This window comes from Paeniglutamicibacter sulfureus, assembly GCF_030512175.1.
Taxonomy (GTDB): domain Bacteria; phylum Actinomycetota; class Actinomycetes; order Actinomycetales; family Micrococcaceae; genus Paeniglutamicibacter; species Paeniglutamicibacter sulfureus.
Map to the genome: position 1 here is coordinate 841,919 of NZ_JAULBL010000002.1, position 19,442 is coordinate 861,360.

General features: G+C 67.4%; 13 protein-coding genes, 1 pseudogene and 1 riboswitch. Of the genes and pseudogenes, 4 read left to right on the plus strand and 10 right to left on the minus strand.

Annotation, left to right across the window (positions count from 1 at the left end; genetic code table 11):
* Nucleotides 1-4: 4 nt before the first annotated feature.
* Nucleotides 5-1,390, minus strand: a complete 1,386-nt coding sequence (locus Q2T94_RS10495) for an SLC13 family permease (RefSeq protein WP_302264192.1) — start codon at nucleotides 1,388-1,390, stop codon at nucleotides 5-7.
* Nucleotides 1,391-1,513: 123 nt separating this feature from the next.
* On the opposite strand from Q2T94_RS10495, the gene Q2T94_RS10500 reads away from it, so the two are divergent.
* Nucleotides 1,514-2,266 (plus strand): IclR family transcriptional regulator, encoded by a 753-nt coding sequence (locus tag Q2T94_RS10500; RefSeq protein WP_302264193.1) that lies wholly within the window; start codon nucleotides 1,514-1,516, stop codon nucleotides 2,264-2,266.
* A gap of 97 nt (nucleotides 2,267-2,363) precedes the next feature.
* Here Q2T94_RS10500 and Q2T94_RS10505 read toward each other — a convergent pair whose 3' ends face one another.
* From Q2T94_RS10505 to Q2T94_RS10515, 3 genes are all read right to left on the minus strand, one after another.
* Nucleotides 2,364-3,596, minus strand: a complete 1,233-nt coding sequence (locus Q2T94_RS10505; RefSeq protein WP_302264194.1) for an amidohydrolase — start codon at nucleotides 3,594-3,596, stop codon at nucleotides 2,364-2,366.
* Nucleotides 3,597-3,709: 113 nt separating this feature from the next.
* On the minus strand, nucleotides 3,710-4,453 hold the full coding sequence (locus Q2T94_RS10510) for a hypothetical protein (RefSeq protein ID WP_302264196.1): 744 nt from the start codon (nucleotides 4,451-4,453) through the stop codon (nucleotides 3,710-3,712).
* Between the two features lie 28 nt (nucleotides 4,454-4,481).
* A complete protein-coding gene (locus Q2T94_RS10515; protein ID WP_302264198.1) occupies nucleotides 4,482-5,231 on the minus strand; it encodes a DUF5058 family protein in 750 nt (249 codons plus the stop codon).
* A gap of 172 nt (nucleotides 5,232-5,403) precedes the next feature.
* Nucleotides 5,404-5,494: riboswitch (glycine riboswitch) on the minus strand.
* 344 nt (nucleotides 5,495-5,838) lie between these two features.
* Between Q2T94_RS10515 and Q2T94_RS10520 the strand changes: the two genes are divergently transcribed.
* Together Q2T94_RS10520 and proA are read left to right on the plus strand one after the other, a co-directional pair.
* Nucleotides 5,839-6,204, plus strand: coding sequence for a nuclear transport factor 2 family protein (locus Q2T94_RS10520; RefSeq protein ID WP_302264214.1), 366 nt, complete (start codon nucleotides 5,839-5,841; stop codon nucleotides 6,202-6,204).
* 122 nt (nucleotides 6,205-6,326) lie between these two features.
* Entirely contained in the window at nucleotides 6,327-12,659 is a 6,333-nt protein-coding gene (gene proA, locus Q2T94_RS10525; RefSeq protein ID WP_302264215.1) for an anti-phage protein ProA, read from the plus strand.
* 197 nt (nucleotides 12,660-12,856) lie between these two features.
* On the opposite strand, the gene Q2T94_RS10530 is transcribed toward proA, so the two are convergent.
* From Q2T94_RS10530 to Q2T94_RS10550, 5 genes are all read right to left on the minus strand, one after another.
* The gene (locus Q2T94_RS10530; protein WP_217387268.1) at nucleotides 12,857-13,132 is read right to left on the minus strand and encodes an HPr family phosphocarrier protein; all 276 of its coding nucleotides are present in this window, start codon (nucleotides 13,130-13,132) and stop codon (nucleotides 12,857-12,859) included.
* Nucleotides 13,133-13,190: 58 nt separating this feature from the next.
* Complete coding sequence (locus tag Q2T94_RS10535; protein WP_302264218.1) at nucleotides 13,191-15,233, minus strand: PTS fructose transporter subunit IIABC; 2,043 nt, start codon at nucleotides 15,231-15,233, stop codon at nucleotides 13,191-13,193.
* Entirely contained in the window at nucleotides 15,230-16,210 is a 981-nt protein-coding gene (locus tag Q2T94_RS10540; protein WP_302264220.1) for a 1-phosphofructokinase family hexose kinase, read from the minus strand. Before Q2T94_RS10540 ends, Q2T94_RS10535 begins: the two co-directional genes overlap by 4 nt.
* The gene (locus tag Q2T94_RS10545) at nucleotides 16,207-16,983 is read right to left on the minus strand and encodes a DeoR/GlpR family DNA-binding transcription regulator (protein WP_302264222.1); all 777 of its coding nucleotides are present in this window, start codon (nucleotides 16,981-16,983) and stop codon (nucleotides 16,207-16,209) included. The genes Q2T94_RS10540 and Q2T94_RS10545 overlap by 4 nt, the downstream gene beginning before the upstream one ends.
* A 242-nt stretch (nucleotides 16,984-17,225) precedes the next feature.
* A complete protein-coding gene (locus Q2T94_RS10550) occupies nucleotides 17,226-18,164 on the minus strand; it encodes an EamA family transporter (protein ID WP_302264223.1) in 939 nt (312 codons plus the stop codon).
* A gap of 68 nt (nucleotides 18,165-18,232) precedes the next feature.
* On the opposite strand from Q2T94_RS10550, the gene Q2T94_RS10555 reads away from it, so the two are divergent.
* Nucleotides 18,233-19,096: a LysR family transcriptional regulator gene (locus Q2T94_RS10555; RefSeq protein WP_302264224.1), complete on the plus strand. Its 864-nt coding sequence runs from the start codon at nucleotides 18,233-18,235 to the stop codon at nucleotides 19,094-19,096.
* Here the strand turns inward: Q2T94_RS10555 and Q2T94_RS10560 are convergent.
* Nucleotides 19,093-19,317: pseudogene (locus Q2T94_RS10560) on the minus strand (3-oxoadipyl-CoA thiolase); the annotation flags it as partial. The gene Q2T94_RS10555 and the pseudogene Q2T94_RS10560 sit on opposite strands and share 4 nt — an antisense overlap.
* Nucleotides 19,318-19,442: the final 125 nt, after the last annotated feature.

A 19,442-nucleotide genomic window follows, 5' to 3' on the forward strand; every position in this document is an offset into this window, starting at 1 on the left:
GTTCCTAGAACATGGTGGGCAGCACGAGCGCCCCGACCAGGCCCAGCGGGCCGATCACGACCATGGACATGCCCCACCGGGTCAACAGCTTGTTGATGCGCGGGCGCTCGTCTTCCTCGACGGTGGCCACTAGCGTGGCCCCCACGGTGGAGAACGGGGAGACATCCACGATCGAGGAGCAGACACCGAGCGCGGCGATCAGGGCCCAGCCGGCAATGTCGCCGGATGCCACCAACGGGATGGCCAGCGGCACCAGGGCCGCGAGCATTCCGGTGGTGGAGGCGAAGGCCGAGACCAGGCCGCCAATCAGGCAGATGACCAGGGCCGCGACAATCGGGGCGCCGATCCGGCTGGCCGCCTCGCCCAGCAGCTCGACGGCTCCCATTTTCTGCAGCACGCCGACGAAGGTGATGATGCCGCCGACCATCAGGACCGTGGACCAGTCGATCTTGGCCACTGCGGTCTTTCCGGTCTTCGGGTCGACCAAGGTCATGACCGAGGCGAAGGCGAAACACAGGATGCCGATGTCCGGGTCCAGTCCGCACATTGCCAGGACGATGACGCTGGTGAGCAGTCCGAGCATGCACAGCACGGTGACCAATTGGGTGGTGTTCATCCTCGTGCGCACGGCCGGCGCGGCGTCGGCCTTCTCCAGGGTCTGCAGGCTGCTGCGTGCAGCCTCGGCGCTGCGGCGGGTCAGTCCCTCGCGCTCGAACGGGTGGGCGGGAAGCGGTCCGCGGCCCGCAAAGCGCGGTGCTGCCGAGGGGCTGAAGGACCCGCTCGCCCGCGACTTGAGCAACCCGAAACCGCCGAACATGGCGTAGGCGGCGATCATCAGCACGAGGTTGGCGCCAAGCGCGACGCCGAAGAGCAGCAGCGGGTTCAGCGGGATTCCCACCGAGTGGGCGGTCCCATAGGTCACGATGCCGAAGAGGCTGGTCGGGGCGAATCCTCCGGCGCTCAGGCCGCAGCCGATGGCAAGTCCCATCAGCATCCGGTCGATGCCGTACTTCTTGGCCAGCGGCATGCCGATGGGGGTCAGCACGAGGCCCGCCAGCGGGGAGCCCATGGCCGATATGCCGACGGACAATGCGAAGAAGACGATGGGGAGAACAAAGGCGTTGTCGCCGACCTTGGCAATGGCGGATTCGATGATCCTGTCGACGGTCCCGTTCTCCTGGGCGATGGCGAAGAAATAGGTCACCCCCACGAGCAGCACGAGGATGGAGACGGGGAAGCCCCCGATCACCTGCTTCATTTCCAGGTCGGCCAGCCAAATGCCGACACCGGCGGCCGCGGCGAACATGATGACACCGAGGTGCACCTTGCGAAGCGTGGCCACGGCAAAGATTCCCACGAAGATCAACAAGGCAATGATTTGAGAACTCACGCTCGTCCTTTCACTTGCACATCCTGCGGTTCACTAGTTGAACCGACGGTTCATTTTCGGAATTCGGATGTAAGCTATATCACAACAGGGTGTTGGTCAAGGGAAGGAACGGGTATATCCACGGTGAGTACGCAAAGCGTGAAGACGGCAATCCAGGTCATTGAGACAATCTCGCTGCACCAGCCCATCGGGCTTTCGGACATTGCCAAGCGGACCGGAGGGTCAAAGGCCACGGTCCTACGCATGCTCGCGACACTCAAGGAGATGAATTGGGTGCAGCAAAGCGATACGCGGGATGCGGCCTGGTCGCTCTCGTTTCACGCGTATGCAGTGACCGCCCGTGCTGGCCTAGGCGTTGACCTGCGGGACATTGCCATTGGCCCGATGAACGGCCTGCAACTGGACACCCGGGAAACGGTGCACTTGTGTGTCCCCGACGGCAAGTCGCTGGTTGTCATCGAGCGGCTCGACACCCCGCACGTGCTGCGCGCGTTTCTGGCGCTGGGAACCCCCATTCCCCTGCACGCCTCGGCAACCGGGTTAGCCTTCCTGGGAGCGTCCGCCGACGAGTTTGTCCGCGACGTCCTTGCCGGTCCGCTGGAGGGCGTCAGTGAGCAAACTGTCACCGACCCCGAGTCCGTGTGGAAACTGGTGCGCGAAACGCGGGAGCGCGGCTACGCCATCAACGAGGAGGGGTTGAGCAGCGGCATCACGTCGCTGGGGGCGCCCATCGTGAATTCCGCGGGAGTGCCGGTCGGCAGCGTGTCGATTTCCGGGCCCTCGAGCCGCATCGAGCCAGCAAAGTATGAAGAGTACGGCACCGCCGTCGTGCGAACCGCGGGCGAAATCAGCGCGCTGTTGCGCGGTAGCCGCTAAGGGCCCCTGCACGCGCACGGTTCCGTCGAAAGCCCGTATATATGCCTCCGGCCAGGCCTTCGGTAAGAAGACCTGGCCGGAGGATTGAAGGTCTTCGCTACTTGCCGAGCTTCGAGTACAGGGCGCGGACAGCCGCCTCGACGCCGGTGCTCAGTGTCGGTTCCATGACCGGGGCGAAGAACGGCGAGTGGTTTGCCGGCGGGTGGCCGGCGGCCAGGGTCTTGGCGTCATTTCCGCCGAAGAACCAGAACACCGAGGGCACGCCGATCGCCGCGGCCAGCGCACCGAAGTCCTCGCTGCCCATGACCGGCGAACCCTGCAGGACCCGCTCCTCGCCGAACTCGGCGCGGAATTCCTCGGCCAGCTTTTCGGTTTCGGCCGGGTCGTTGTAGAGCGGCGGGAAGTTGGAGATGTCCTCGATCAGCGGCTCGGGCGCGCCGGAGGCCTCTGCCTCGGCGGCAATGATGCGCCGGATCGAGGTGAGGACGATGTCCCTGACCTCCGGCTCGAAGGTGCGCACATTGATGGTGAACACGGCGCGGTCGGGGATGACGTTTTCCTTGAGCCCGGCGTGGAACGACCCGATGGTCAGCACGGCCGCGGACTGCGGGGCGACCTGGCGCGAGACGATGGTCTGCAGGCGCAGCACCATGGACGCGCCGAGCACGATCGGGTCGATGGAGTGCTCGGGCATCGAGCCGTGGGAGCCCTGTCCGAAGACGGTGACCTTGAAGGAGTCTGCGGTGGTCATGGCCGCTCCGCCCAACAGCGAGACCGTGCCGGTGAGCCCGTTCATCACATGCTGGCCGAACATGATCTCCGGCTTGGGCGCCTTGCCCCAGAGCCCGTCCTCAACCATGGCGCGGGCGCCGGCGGCGGTTTCCTCGCCTGGCTGCAGCACGAACACGACGGTCCCGGCCCAGGCATCGGTGGCACCGGCGTAGAGCTCGGCGGTCTTCAGCGCAGTGGCCATGTGAGTGTCGTGGCCGCAGGCGTGCATGGTCGGGACCTCGGTGCCGTCATCCAGGGAACCTGTCGCGGTGCTGGCATAGTCGAGGCCGGTGTCCTCGAGCACTGGCAGCCCGTCGGTGTCGGCGCGCATGCCGATGACTGGTCCCTCGCCGTTGCGCAGCACGCCGACCACGCCGGTGCCGCCGCAGCGGAACACCTCAAGCCCCAAATCCTCGAGCCGCTTGGCCAGGTAGTCTGCGGTCTTGTGTTCCTGCATGGACAGCTCGGGGGTGGCATGCAGGTACTTGTAGGTCTCGCCCATTTCGGCCGCCGAGGCCGCGGACATTTTCAGGGACTGGGGAATCGTGGTGTTGGCCATGGGGCTGGGGGTTCCTTGCTTTGGGTTGGCGGCGGCACCGCAGGGTGCCGCCGCCGGTCAGTATTTTTGCAGTGAGTGTTTTAGCGGGTCGGTACGGTTGCCGGGGGTGCCGGTCAGTACACCGGGCCCTCGGGGGTGGCGTCCACCGGGACGTCTTCCGGGGTGCCCAGGGTTTTGCGGTCGCGGAACACCCAGGCGAGGACGGCCGTGGAAATCACGGCAACGGCGGTGGAGAACAGTCCGAAGGGCTTGTAAAGCTGGGCGAAGAAGACCACGATGACCGAGACCACCAGTGCGATCACTGCCGATCGAGGGGCCTTCTGGCTCACGATGGCCTGAACGACCACCGCGCCCATGACGGTCGGCAGGATATAGAACTGGACGGTTTGGATGATGTCGACCGGAATCACGCTGACCAGCCAGGTGCCCAGCAGGCCCACGAAGATGAACAGGGACGACAGGTGGACGGCTGCCGCGCCGCAGATGGCGGCGACCGAGGCCAGTTCGCCCTTGCGGGTGCCCGGCTTCACGCCGATGGTCGCCTGGGCGATCATCGCCGCCGGCAGCAGCTTGTTGGAGATGTTGCCGATCATGAAAGCCTGGTACATGGAGGAGGCGCCGAGGATCGGGAAGTAGGTCAACGGCTCGACGATCCAGATGACGCCGAAGACCGCGGCAAGGGCGGCGAAGGCCGTGATGATGCCGGCGATTTCGATGTCGAGGCCGGCGAAAAAGACCAGGTAGGCAGGGGCGGCCAGGGAGAAGAACAGGCCAATGATCATGGTGATCCGGCCCCAGCGGGAAGTGGTCTTGTCAAAGGCGCCGAGCGCCTGGTGGATTTCTGTTGCATTGCTCATGATGTGCTCCTGGAAATCTTGGCGGCGGCTAGAGGCGGGTGGCGGCGTAGGTGATGGCCAAGGCAAGGATGATGGCAATGCCCAGCGCCCATTCCTTGATCCACGGCCTGTTGACCCGTTTCGCGATGACCATCAGGATGGTCATGATCGCCGCCGAGGACACGAAGGCGACAACGTGCAGCCACGACTTGGGCAGTTCGCCGATGCCCAGCACCATGAAGGCCGCAACCATGGCGGCACCCGGGACGACCAGCATGATGGCCGGGTTGACCTTGCGCAGGGCGGAATCGCCGCGCTTGAGGAGCGGGGTGAGGATGAGGGTGGCGATCATCCACATGGCACCGCCAAGGCTCATTGCGGCCAAGGCCAGGCCGAAGACCGCCTGGGTGTAGGTGGGGCCGCCGAGTTCCGCGCCGGCCGTGTTGGCGGCAATGGCGGCGGCGGCGGTTTCGTAGGACACCGAACCGATCAGGCCGATGCGCACCAAGACCGCGGGTGTGCCGAAGATCGTGAGCAGGGCAACGGCGACAAGGACCACGGCAAGCGAGGGGCCCAAGGCTGAAACGGCGCCGGCGCGGAAGCTTGTCTTCAGCTCGGCCTGGGTCATCCCAACATGGGGTGCGGCAATCTTGGCTGCCTTCATGTAGATGACGGACTGGACGATGATGACCAGGAAGACACCGATGGCGCAGGCCCAGAGGACCGGTGAATTGGCGACGGCGAGGATGTCCGTGGAGTTGCTGTCCGCAACGGCGGGCAATATGGCAGGTATTTGCATGGGGGAGTTCTACCGTTCATCGAAGGGTTCAGTGCGGTGGGAGCGGGCGTATGTTGTTGCCAGGTGCCACCGTGCCCGCTCTGTCCTGAACCTGAAAGTGAAACCGGTGCCCCATGGCACCGGCGTGCTTCGTCGGTGAGCCACCCGTCCCGGCGGCTGCTCTCCAGAGTTTCCTCACGCGGCTGTTCTTGGTACCTGAGAGATTGCGGGTGCTTGCCCCTTCGGTGCCCGAGTGGTGTCCGGGACTCTCCAGCCGCGCGTGATCGGAAGACTATTCAGTTGTCGGCGGCTGCTTGTCCGCTGGAAGCCAACATTACTTGACGTGGGTCACAGCGGCACTCTTTATTTCAGCCGACCGAACGGTCATGAATTTCTTTTTTCCGATCCGACAAGGAATGGCCTAGGGAGTGAGGGTGATTCCAGCTCGACGCGGGGTTTCACAACGACTTGGTTCCACTACGGGAGAGTGTTCCCATCCGTCCGCGCCAGTGGTTAGCCTTGGGAATCGGCAGGCCTGCGCCCGTGGCCCGAGCTGTTGGACAGCGGGTGCCCGTTCCGCCCCTGCCGCCCATCAACGCGCCACACAGGATTCCCGGAGGTTCCATCCATGTCGGCAAACAAGGACACCGTCAGGAAGTACATCGACGGATTCAACAAGTCAGATCATGCCCAGATCCTTTCCTGTCTCACCGAGGACATCGAATGGACGGTCTTCGGCCACTTCCGGCTCAGCGGCAAGGATGCCTACGACGGGGCGATCGAAAGCCCGGACTTCAGTGGGCCGCCGGTCCTGGAAATCGTGCGCCTGGTCGAGGAAGACGACGTCGTCATGGCCGAACTCTCCGGCGAGGCACACCGTGCCAACGGTGCGACCATGCGCATGACCATGGCAGAGGTCTTCGTGATGCGCGATGCGTTAATCACCGAACGCCGCGCCTTCGTCATCGAGCTGACCGAGAACGACTACAAATAGGCGGCGGCGATTGGCCTGCGCCTCGAGTGACGGGCCGCCGCTGCGCATCTGGGATAGGTTCTTAGGAGGGAAGCGGCACCCTTGATCGGGTTGCCCGGCGATCAACGGGGATGGGCAACTGGATGAGACTGCGTGAATACGTCGGTGCGGCACTGGACATCGTTTCGGGTGCACTGACTCCATTCATGGCCGACCACCTTGCCCGGCAGAACCAAACCGCCGGCTGGACAGGTCTGCTGGACCGGCTTGAGAATGCGTTGGGGGCCGAACCACCGACCGTCCCCGCGGCATTGCCCGCGCAGTTGGGCAGGCTAATGGCAACTCCCGGAGCAGCGGGGCACGTGATCATGCTTTCGGCCGGGCAAGAGCAGCTGGCCGCGAGGCTGCGCGACGTGGCCAACGACTGGGAATTGGGTGCCGGCTTTAGTGCCGCTGCCGTCCAGCGGAACCTGGCGACCTGTGCCCAATTTCTCCGGGCCCTGGGCCTGGAACATCCGGCACGGCGCGTGGACGAGCTGGCCCGGGCCGCCGCGGAACACGTCGAAGACCCGGAGGCCACGGAGGAATCCACCGTCGATGCGGCGCCTGCAGGGAACGGTGGACGCGTCCGGATCGACATCGCGCACGGTCCTTCCATCAACTACGCCTCGGCCCACACCCATGCCCGAATCCTTGAACGCGTGGTACTGGAGAACCCCCGCCCGGAACCATTGTCGATCCTGGTGACGGCCGTGGTGATGGCAGGCAACCTGCCGGTCTCCGCGGTGGCCGAGAGCCGCCTGGAACTCCCGCCGGGTCTGAGCACGCTCCATGACCTGGACGTGGCGCTGGACCCGGCGGCCTTCGCCTTGATCGACACCCGCCGCCCGGGCAGGCTCATTGTCAGGGTGGCCGAGAACGGAAAACTTGTCGCCGAGGAATCGGGCGCGGTCGAGCTGCTTCCGGCCGGTTACTGGCCGGGTGCAGGCACGCAGGCCAATGCCGAACTTTTGGCCGCGTTCGTGCAGCCGCAGCATCCGCAGCTCACCGGGATCCTCTCCGAGGCCGGGGACCTGTTCCGGGCGCGCACCGGGACCGACTCGCTCGACGCCCGCCAGGGCGGCGCCCAGCGGGTTGACCAGTCCGTCGAATGCATCTTTGAGGTGTTGCGCGCCCGTGGCATCCGGCTCGGCAATCTGCCCGCAAATTGGGACCTGGCCGATCTCGGGGGACAACACGTCCGCGCAGCCCAGGAGGTCCTCACCGAACGGCTCGGAACCGCCCTGGACACCACACTGCTGATGTCCGCGCTACTCGAGCGAGTGGCCATCAACTCGGTCATCTGGCTGGTGTGCGGCCATGCGTTCCTGGCCTATTGGCGCACCCCGGACGGCGCGCTGCCCAGCAGCAGCCTCGATGCCGAGGGAGCCCGGTCACTGGCGAACCTTGTAGACGCCGACCACCTGCGCATCGTCGAGACCACCGCGATCACCACCGACGGGCGCCCGCCCATGGCGGAAGCCGCAGCCGCGACCAAACTGGCCCACGCACAACTTCCGTCGGCAGCCGGGTCGATGGTCTACGCCATCGACATCCGCCAGGCGCGGCGCAGCGGCATCAGTCCGCTGCCGGCCCGCGGCATCTCGGAGTTCGGCAAGCCCGTCGTGGTCGAGTACCGGGCAGCGGCGCCCGACACCCTCGAGCGCTTTTTCCGGGAAAGGACAGAACGCCGCCAGGCAGCCCCGGCCCCCACCGTCCAGGCGGCGCCGCCGCGCATCACGGCGTGGAAGAACGGGCTGCTGGATCTCTCCCTGCGCAACCGCCTGCTGAACTTCACCGAGCGTTCCCGGCTCCCGCTGGCGATCCCCGACTCCGTTCTCGCCGGACTTGAGGACCTGGTCAACCACGGGCGGAGCATCGAGTTGCTGCCCGCCGACGAGATCGGCGCGCTCGAGAAGGAGAGATACACCTCGGGGCCGTTGCTGCCGGTCGAACGCCGGATCGAGTTGCTGCTGACCCGCGGCCGGGCCTATACGAAGCTCGAGTCGGGAACCTACCTCACCCGGCTGCGCCGCCTGGCCAGCCAGGCCAAGCGGATCATTGACGAGAGCGGCGCCAACAACCTCTATCTGGCACTGGGCTCACTGAGCTGGTCGATGGACGGACGCGCCCTGCGCTCGCCGCTGTTCCTGGTGCCCGTCACCCTTCGGCCGGCGGGACGCGGCAAGCACTTCCGCCTGGAAATCGACGAGACCGGCGCCTCCGCCCCGAACTATTGCCTGAGCGAGAAGCTGCACGAGCAATTCAACCTGCGCATCCCCGGATTCGAGGATCCGGTGCGCGACGGGTCGGGAATCGACCTCGAATCCGCCCTGGGCGCGCTGCGCGCCGCTCTGGCGGACGCCGACCTGCCCTTCCATGTGGAGGGCACCGTCGATCTGGCGATCCTGCAATTCGCCAAGTTCCGGATGTGGCGGGACCTGGACGAAAACTGGGAAACCTTCATGTCCGCGCCGCTGGTGCGACACCTGGTGGACACGCCGACCAGCGAATTCACCGACCCCGCCGGAACCGGCACCGGGCAGGGCGTTGACCTGGACCAGCTCGCCGCCAGGCTCCCGGTCCCGGCGGATGCCTCCCAGCTGGAGGCGGTCGCCGCCGCGCACGCCGGGCACACCTTCGTCCTGGAGGGCCCGCCGGGCACCGGCAAGTCGCAAACCATCACCAACCTGCTGGCCCATGCCATGGCCTCCGGGCAGCGGGTGCTGTTCGTGGCCGAAAAACGGGCGGCGCTCGAGGTGGTGAGCAAGCGGCTGAACGAGGTGGGCCTGGGCGAGTTCGCCCTGGACCTGCATGACAAGGGCTCCTCGCCAAACGCGGTGCGCGCCCAGATCAAGGCATCCCTTGACCACCTGGTCTTCGCCGACACGGCGGGGATGGAATTGGCCTCCACCGACCTGTCCTCCTCCGTCCACCGATTGGCCGGGTATGCGCGGGACCTCCACGAGGAAAACCCCGCCGGCTACTCCACCTATGCGGCGTACAACACCGTCCTGTCCATGGATCCGGCCATTGCCACATTGCCCATCCCCGAACGCTTTGCCGCGCAGGCCGTCCCCGCCGCAGTTGACGAGGTGCGCCAGGCGCTGGTGCGGCTCCCGGACACCGCGGGTCCGACCAGGCCGCGGGACGAGCATCCCTGGGGATTCATTGGCGGACCGTTGGGTGGTGAACTGCAACAGGCAGTACTCGATGCGGTGCAGGCCCTCGACCTGGCCCTGCACGGCGCCGGCACCCTGACGCGCGATCCGGGCGTGGCCTCCCTGGTGGAACGTGCCCCGGAACCCCAGGACCTGCGCGCCCTGGCCCGGCTGCTGAAAGCCGGGGTCCCGCTGCCGGTTCTCGATGCCGCGGCAACGGTGGAGTGGCGCTCGCGCAGCGGGGCGCTGCTGACCGAAGCGACCGCGCTGGTCCAGGAGATGGCCTGGCTGCCGGAGCTCGTGGAGCCGTCGGTGCTTCGAATGGATCTTGCCCCGGTTCACGAGGCAGCCACGCTTGCCAACAGGTTCGGTTTCCTGGGGATCGGCCGGAAGAGGCGGCGCCTGCAGGTCATCGCCGAGCACTTCGGCCAGCGCTGGATCGGCGGCGAGGACACGGCGCAACATCTCGTGGCCAGTGTGGAGGGCATGATCGAGGCGCGGGCGCAGTGCGCCAAACTCGTCGCGGGCCTGGGCTCCCTGGCCGGAATCACCCTGTCCGGGAACTGGAACCCCTTTGTCGACGGCGACATCGAATGGCTCGCGCGGCGGCGGGAGAACCTGGTCCAGCTGGCGGACCTGCTCGCACCTGCCGGGCGGGACCGGGAGTACGCGGCGCTGCTGCGCGAGGTCCTTGGACAAAACACCCCCGCAGATCCGGCGCGTGCCGGGGAACTGGAGCGGGTCGCCGCAGCGTGGGACGCGTTGCGGGAGGCCATTGCGCCCGAACCGCGCGCCGGGCAGGCCTGGCCCGACACCGCTGGCTTCCTGGGCAGGTACCGGCGCACCGGCCAGGACCGGGTCACCGGGCGCGACGCCGAGCGCGGGCTCGAACGCTGGGTCGCATTTGTCGAGGCGCTTGAACCGCTGAAGGACCACGGCCTCGGTGCGGCCTGGACGCAACTTGCCACTGGCGCGATCCCGGCCGAGAACGCCCTGCGCGGGTTCTTGCGCGGCACCGCCGAGTCGGCCCTGGCCGAACGGCTTGCCACCCACGGATTCGATGAATTCAGCACCGCTGCCCAGGAGCGCGCCATCGCGCGATTCACCGACTCGTCGCGCCGGCTGCGCCGGCACGTGGCCAAGTCCCTGCCCGAGGCGATCACCCGCCAGCGTGCGCAGAAGCTGAAGCAGGCCGAGAGCCGCGTGGGGGAGCTGGCCCGCCAACTCGAACGCCGGCGCGGAGGGCTCAGCGTGCGCCAGCTCATGGACTCCTACGGGGACCTGGTCACCACCATCCTGCCCTGCGTGCTGGTCAGCCCCGACTCCGCCGCCCGGTTCTTCCCGCCGCGGGCCGGCGAATTCGACATCGTGGTCTTCGACGAGGCCTCGCAGATCCGCGTGGCCGACGCCATTGGCACCCTGGGCCGGGCCAGGTCCGCGGTCATCGTGGGGGATTCGAAGCAGATGCCGCCGAGCTCCTTCGCCGAGGTCTCCGTCGAGCCGGACGAGGATCCGGAATCGGGGCTGCTGGTCGCCGACGAGGAATCGATCCTGTCCGAGGCGGTCATGGCCAGGGTGGCCCGCCGCTGGCTGTCCTGGCACTACCGCAGCCAGGACGAATCGCTGATCGCCTTCAGCAACCGGCACTACTATGACGGCAAGCTCTCATCCTTCCCGTCCCCGCGCCACGGTGCCGCGCACGCGGGTCCTGACGGCTACGGCATTTCCCTGGTGCGGGTCGATGGCACCTTCCACCGCACGGGGCCCGCCGAGGTGCTGCGCACCAACCCGGTGGAGGCCGGGCGCATCGTCGCGGAAATCAAGGAACGATTCGATGCCTCCCCAATGTCCACGCCGTCCATCGGGGTGGTCACCTTCAACGCGCCGCAACGCGATTTGATTGAGGGCCTGCTGCGTGATGACCCGGACGAGCGCCTGGGTGCCGCGCTGGAAACGGACGACGAGGGATTGTTCGTGAAGAACCTGGAGAACGTGCAGGGCGACGAACGCGACGTGATCCTGTTTTCCACCGCCTTCAGCGCCAACGCACGCGGGAGGCTGCCGCTGAACTTCGGCCCGCTGAACAATGTCGGCGGCGAGCGCCGGCTGAACGTGGCCATCACCCGTGCACGGCGCCAGGTCGTGGTGTTCTCCAGCTTCGACCCCGCGGACCTGCGGGCAGAGGACTCCTCGGCCCTGGGCATCAAGCACCTGCGCGCCTACCTTGACCTTGCCGCAGAGGGCACCCGCACGCTGGAAAACGGGTCGGATTCGGCCGTGGCGCGGGACCGGCACCGCGAGCAGGTGGCGGCGGCGCTGAAGGAGCGCGGCCATGCGGTGGCGACGAATGTGGGACTCTCGGACTTCAGGATCGATCTGACGGTTGCGAATCCCGCCCGCCCGACCGAGCCGTTGCTGGCGATCCTGTTGGACAACGGGCCGTGGGCGCGGCGCCGGACCGTGGGGGACCGCGACGGCCTGCCGCAGGAAATCCTGCGCGGCCTGCTCGGTTGGGAATCGGTCGCGCGGATCTGGCTTCCGGCCTGGCTGCAGGATGCAGGGGCCGTCCTGGACTCCCTCGATGCCGCGGTGGAAAAGGCAGGCAAGGCGCGGGCGGCGCGGGAAGCGGCTCCGGCCGCCGTGAAGTCCCCGGGCGAAGGCCAGGCATGGCGTGGCAGCCGGGACGGCGCGGCGGATGGGCGACCGGAAGCCTACCCGGGCAAGGCCACCGCGTACACGCCGTGGGACGCGCGCACGGCGGGGACGCTCGGCGACCTTGACGAACTCAGGAGCGCTGCCGGCAAGAAGAAGGCCGCCGCGCTGCTGGGCGACATCGCGGGGGCGGAATGGCCGATCCACGAAACAAGGCTGGCACGATTGGCCATCGGCGCCCACGAATCCGGCAGGATGTCCGCGGCGCGGGAGAAGTCCATGCTGGCGGCACTGCCGCGGAAGTCCTACACGGTTGATGCGGAGGGCTTCATTTGGCCCTCCAAGCAGGACCCTGCCCGGTGGGTCGATTACCGCACCGGCTTCGCGTCACACGGTCTGGACATTGAGGACATCTGCCTCCGGGAAATCGCCAACGTGATGTGCGCCCGGGCGTCGCTGGCCGGGGAGTCCGGGGTCGACGAGCTCAAGCGCGAGGCCATGAGTGTCCTGGGATACGGACGCATGACGCAGAAGGTTTCCGCGCGCCTGCAACAGGGCCTGGAACTGGCGGTCCGCGAACAGCGCCTGGAATCCGTCGCCGGCAGGATCCGCCTGGCTGGCTAGTGCGCTGGTGCCGGAGCCGGTGAGGAAGTTGCGGTACGGCACCAGGTGAGACGGCGAAGGACCCGGGAGCAATCCGCGTCAGTGGCGGTTGCGAAACACCGGGGATGTCGTGCACATGAAAACGCGTCCCGGTGGGGGCTTCATCTCGAAGCCCCCACCGGGACGCGTTGTAGAGAAGTATGTCGAAGCAGCGAACCCTAGGCGTCGTGGTCCGTTTCCAGGATCGCGGCCAGGGTCTCGAGGACCGATTCGGCGCCTTCGCCGTCGGCGCGCAGCACGACCTTGGTGCCGTGCTCGGCGCCCAGGCCCATCAGCGAGAGGATGCTCGAGGCGTCCATCGCTTCATCGGCCGGCTCGCCCTCGCGGGCGATGGTGACCTCGAGGTCTTCGTTGCCGGCTGCCTCGGCGAAGATGGCTGCCGGACGGGCGTGCAGGCCGACGCGGCTGGCGATGGTTGCAATACGTTCTGCCATGGGGGGTTCTCCTTGGATTGAGCTGGTTTTTTGTGTGGAAGTTTGTCGGGCGGGGTGTTTAGGCCGCGACGGGAGCTGCCTCTTCGACGGCGACCGCCTGCGGGGTGGCCTTGCGGACGAACTTCTTCAGCACGATCACCAGGATGGCCGAAACCAGCGTTCCGACGATCGTGGACACCAGGAACATCGGCCAGGTGTTGTTCATGGCGAAGAAGACGAAGATGCCGCCGTGCGGGGCCTGCGACAGGACGTGGAAGCCCATGATCATGGCCCCGGTGATGCCGCCGCCGACCATGGAGGCAGGGATGACGCGCAGCGGGTCCGAGGCGGCGAACGGGATGGCACCCTCGGAGATGAACGAGGCGCCCAGCAGCCAGGCGGCCTTGCCGTTCTCGCGCTCGGCACCGGTGAAGAGCTTCGGCGAAATGACGGTGGCCAGGGCCATGGCCAGCGGAGGCACCATGCCGGCGGCCATGACCGCTGCCATGATCATCAGCGGAGCCGGGTTCTCGGCGATGGATGCGGCGCCCAGGCCCGCGACGGCGAAGGAGTAGGCGACCTTGTTCACCGGCCCGCCCAGGTCCACCGCCATCATGAGTCCCAGGATCAATCCCAGGGCCACGGCTGCAGTGCCGGTCATGCCCGAGAGCCAGCCGTTCAGTCCCTCGGTCAGCTTGGCGATGGGCCCGCCCAGGAGCAGGAACATGAGCCCGGAGGCGATGATCGAGCCCAGCAGCGGCACGATGACCACCGGCATCAGCCCGCGCAGCCAGCGCGGGACCTTCCACGAGGTGATCCAGCGGGCTGCCAGGCCGGCCAGCAGGCCGCCCACGATGCCGCCGAGGAATCCGGCGTCCATGAACACGGCAACGGCACCGGCGGTGAAGCCCGGGGCGATGCCCGGCCGGTCGGCGTAGGCATAGGCGATGTAGCCCGCCAGCGCCGGGACCAGGAAGGACATCGACAGGTTGCCGATCTTGAACGCCGCGGCGCCCAGGTACGCGGCAAGACCCGCGTCGGGGAGGTTGAAGAGCGTGTTTTCGGCCAGATAGGTGTCGGCGACCTCGGTGATCGCGTAGCCGCCGAGCAGGAAGCCCAGCGCCATGAGCAGCCCGCCGCCGGCGACGAACGGGATCATGTAGGACACACCGGTGAGCAGGGCGCGCTTGAGCCCGCGGCCGAAGGATTCCTTGGACGTGGACTCGGATGTCTCCTCGGCCCCGGTGCCTGCCGGGACGCGGCGGGCCTTCGGGTCCCTGGAAGCGGCGATGGCGTCGTTGATGAGCTTGGCGGGTTCGTCGATGCCGCGCTTGACCGGGACCTGGATCAGCGGCTTGCCGGCGAAGCGGGAGCGGTCGCGGACGTCCACGTCCACGGCGAAGATCACGGCGTCGGCGGCGTCGATGACTGCCTTGGACAGCGGGGTGGAGCCCGAGGAGCCCTGGGTTTCCACGGCGAACTCGACTCCGAGTTCCTCGGCGGTCTGGGCCAGGGAGTCGGCTGCCATATAGGTGTGGGCGATGCCGGTGGGGCAGGCGGTGACGGCGACGATGCGGGGCTTGCGTTCCGGGGCGGCTGCCTCGGCGGCCGGAGCAGCAGCTGGTGCCGCGGGTGCGCTCGAGGCAACGGCCGCAGCGGCGACCGCCGGGTCGTCGGAGAGCACGGCGGAAACCAGCTCCACGATCTTGTCTTCGGTGGTGGCGGCGCGCAGGGCGGCGGTGAAGGACTTCTTGACCAGCGCGCGGGCCAGCTTGGAGAGCAGCTTGAGGTGTGCCTGGTCGGCGCCTTCCGGTGCGGCAATGAAGAACACCAGGTCAGCCGGGCCGTCCTTGGCTCCGAAGTCCACGGCCGGGGCCAGCCGGGCCATGGCCAGGGTCGGTTCGAGCACCGCGGTGGAGCGGCAATGCGGGATTGCGATGCCGCCTGGTACGCCGGTGGCGGTCTTGGCCTCGCGGGCCTTGCCGTCCGCGGCCAGCGCGTCGGCGTCGGTGGTGCGGCCGGCGGCCGCGACCATGGCGGCCAGGTGCTCGATGACCTCGGTGGTGCTGGCGCCCAGGTTGGCGTCGAGGCTGACAAGACCGCGATTAATGAGTTCGATCATGACATCGTCCTTGGGATCAGGGTCAGCTCTTCGACGCTCACGGCGTCGGGAGCCAGTTGGGTGGGAGTGGGAATTGCGGAGCCCGGAAGGGAAGCTGCCGCTGACCCGTAGGCAACGGCGCGGGCCAGCCGCCCGGGAGCGGTTTCACCCGTTTCATCTGCCAGAAGGTATCCGGCCAGTGCCGAATCTCCCGCGCCAACGGTGCTGCGCGGGGTGATCGGTGTGTGGGTTGCGTGCCAGGCACCGTCGGCGTTGACCAGCACCGCGCCATTGGCGCCGAGAGTGGCCAGCACGGTGCCGACCCCTCGGTCCAGCAACGCCCGGGCCGCCGCGGCGGTGGCGGTGGGCGAATCCTCGAAGGCATCGGCCGAGCCCTGGCCGGAGAGCTCGGCAAGTTCCTCGGCGTTGGGCTTGATGAGGTCCGGGAGCTGGTGCACGTGCGGCGCGAACAACGCCCGAAGCGGTGCCTCGGAGGTGTCCACGGCGATTTTCGGGGCCGCATCGCCCAGGGTTTCGCGCACCGTGGCCACCAGGTCCGCGTAGAAGCTTGGGTCCGCGCCCGGCGGCAGCGAGCCGGCCAACACGAGCCACGAGGCGGAGCGGGAAACGTTCACGACGACGCGCACGATCTCCTCGAGCACCGCGGCGTTCAGAGCCGGGCCCTGTTCGTTGATCTTGGTGGTGGTGCCGTCGGGATCGGTGAGCGTGATGTTGGTGCGCAGCAGCGCGCCGATGTGCACCGAGCGGTGCTCCAGGTCATCGGCCACCAGCCGGCGCAGCAGCGGATCGGTTTCCGCGCCGGGCAGCACCGCGAGGGTCTTCACGCCCGCGTGGGCGATGGCGCGGGAGACGTTGACGCCCTTGCCGGCGGCCTGGGTGTGGCTGCCCAGGGAGCGCTGGACGCCTCCGTGGGCCAGCGGGGCACCGAGTTCGATCGTGGTGTCCAGCGCCGGGTTCATGGTCAAGGTGACGATCATGCCAGCACCACCTCCACGTCCGCCGCCTCCAGGGCCGCGGCGAGTTCGCCGGTCGGTGCGGCGTCGGTGACCAGGGTGTCGATCGCATCGATCTTCGCGAATTGCACGAGGGTGAGCCTTTCGAATTTGGAGGAGTCGGCCAGCACGACGACGCGTTGGGCGCTGGCGGCCATGGCGGTCTTAACCGTGGCTTCCAGGGGGTCCGGGGTGCTGAGACCGAAGGTGGAATGCAGGGCGTTGGTGCCGAGGAACGCAATGTCGGCGCTGAGGCGGGAGAACTGTTCGACGGTTCCGGCGCCGGTGGCGGCGCTGGTCAATCCACGGACGCGGCCGCCGATGAGCTCCAGGGAGATCTGGGGGTTTGCGGCGATGCGAGCGGCGATGGGAAGTGCGTGGGTGATCACCAGCGAGGGGGTATTGGCGGAGTTCTGCGCGATCAGCCCGGCCAGGATCTCGGTGCTGGTTCCCGCGTCGAGCATGACCGAGACGCCGTCGCCGGGCAGCAGCCGGTGGGCGGCCTGGGCAATGCGGGCCTTGGCCTCGGCGTGGATGGTGCTGCGTTCGCTGTGGCTTTCCTCCCGCGTGCTGGCGGCAAGGGTTGAGACCGCGCCGCCGTGGACGCGGCGCAGCGTGCCCTCGGACTCGAGCTGGGCCAAATCCCGCCGCACGGTCTCGCGGGTGATGTCGAAGCGTGCCGAGAGCTCGGCAACGGTGACCTTCCCGTTGCCGGCGATCATCTCGGTGATCAGGCGGTGCCGCTCTTCGGCAAACATTGCTTCCTCGCATCCAGTGACATGACACACATGCATCTGTGTTTGAATGACTTTATGCCCGTTTGTGTGGCAACGTCAAGTGGTTTGCGCCGTAAATGTGGACTTGCCTGGCGATGGACTCACGATTCTCGCGGAACCGACGTGAGTGGGGTTCCGTTGTCGGTCGGACATCGAAGCCATGGTGCGGGTGCGGGCGGCACTCGGGAAGCTCACCAATCGCCGGCATCCGGGCCTCGAGTACCTCAAACCGTCCGGGTCCGGGGACGGGATGTGGCCAGTCCCCGCACGGAAACGAAGATGTTGCTCAGGACAATCAGCGCGACTCCCAGCCATTCGTTGGGCTGCAAGGCTTGGTGGAGCATGACCCATCCGGCGAGAACCGCCCACACCGGACTCAGACTGGTGAAGATCCCGAAAATCCTGGCCGGAACCCGCCGCAGGGCCTGCAGATCGGAAACGGCGGGGACGACCGAGGACAGCAGGCCGCAGGCTGCGGCCAGTCCGAGGGCGCCGATGCTCGGCACGTGGGCGAGGAACCAGAGGATCGCGATGGGCACCCACATGCCGGCCGTGACGATGCTCGCCGCGGCGGTTCCCTGCAGGCCCGGCAACCGTTGCCCCAAGGTGCGGTTCAGCAGGATGTAGGAACCCCACCCCGCGGCGGCAACCAGGCCCAGTGCGATTCCCAAGATGTCGGTAGCCGGACCGGGGTTGATAAGGACAATGACCCCGACACCCGCGAGCAGCGCACAGGCGACGTCAAACGGCCGGCGGGAAAAGGCGATGGCGACGCCGAGCGGACCCAGGAACTCCAGGGTGACGGCCAGGCCGAGCCCGATGCGGTCGATCGCGGCGTAAAGGGAAAGGTTCATCATGCTGAACACCAGCGCCAGGCCCAGGATCGGCAGCCACCGATCCTTGCGCAGTGCGCGCAGCCGGGGGCGCACGACCGGAGCCAGGACGAGTGCCGTGACGAGCTGTCGCACGGCTAAGACGCCGACCGGCCCGATAACCGGAAACGCCATGGACCCCAGGGCCGCACCGGCCTGGTTCGAGACCGAGCTGGCCAGCATCAGTGCGAACCCGGTTCCGCGCCGACGCCCGGTGGCGGCCGTGGCGCGCAACGGCGCGACGGCGACGGGAGCATTCTGCCGGCGATCTGCGGCGTCAAGGGGTTTCATGTCCTCACCGTAGGTTCCCCTACGGCATAATCCCAGTGCATGTTTTGGGTCTGCCATACACTTTGGTTATGGACTGGAATCTTCGGGAATTGAGGTACTTCGTCACTGCGGCCGAGGAAGGATCCTTCACCGATGCCGCTGCACGGCTCTTCGTCTCGCAGGCCGCAGTCTCACGCACCATCGCGGGACTGGAGAAGAGCGTGGGGGAGAGGCTGCTGCGCCGGGTGCCGCGAGGATGTGAGCTCACCAGCACCGGTCAGCAGGTGTTGCCCCAGGCCCGCAAGGTGCTCGCCGAGGCGGTACGGTTCACCAGATTCCTGGACAGTCGCCACGGCGTCTTGCGGCTGGGGTACGCCTGGGCGGCGCTCGGGCGGCACACCGCCCGCCTGCAGCGTGACTGGGACCGTGGCCACGAGGCCATCGAGCTCCAACTGGTCAGGCAGAACCTGCCCACTTCCGGCTTGGCCGAGGGGCTCTGCGATGTGGCGGTGATGCGCGGACCCGCCGATGCACGGCGCTTCGATTCGGTGGTGGTGGGACTGGAACGCCGAGTGGTCGCCTTCGCCTCTGACGACGCACAGTGGGTGCGGCGCCGCCAGGTGAGCATGGCCGAGGTCGCGCAGCGCACCGTGGTCATCGACCCCCGTGCAGGGACCACCAACAGCCACCTGTGGAGCGGTGGTGCGGGCCAACAACCCACGTTCATCAAAACCACCGACGTCGACAGCTGGCTGGACTCCATTGCCGCGGGCCGCGGTGTGGGAACCACGGCCGAGGCCACGGCACACCACCATCCACGCCCTGGCGTCACCTATCGCCCCATCAAGGACGGCCCCCGGATCGAAGTACGGCTGGTGTGGTGGCGGGACGAACCTCCCGGCGGGCTCAGCGACCTCGTTGACGCCGTGACCCGCCTCTATGCCGATAGTTAGGCGCGCTCCAGGAGCATTGAGGTTCCCAGGTCCACGCCGACACACATGGTGGCCAAGCCACGGTTGGAGTCTTCATTTTCCATCCGACCCATCAGCGTCACCACCAGGCGCGAACCGCCGGAGCCCAGCGGGTGGCCCGGCGCAATGGCGCCGCCGTCGTTGTTGACGATGCCCGCATCGAGCTTCAGTTCACGCATCGCGGCCAGCGACTGCGTGGCAAATCTCGTTGGCCTCAGCGCCGGATTCCCCGCGCAGTTGCGAAGGGTGTACATGCGACCGGGGTGGCACCGGAATTCGGTGCCACCCCGGTCGCTGTCAATTGCGGGTATCGCGGAGTCTCGGGCAG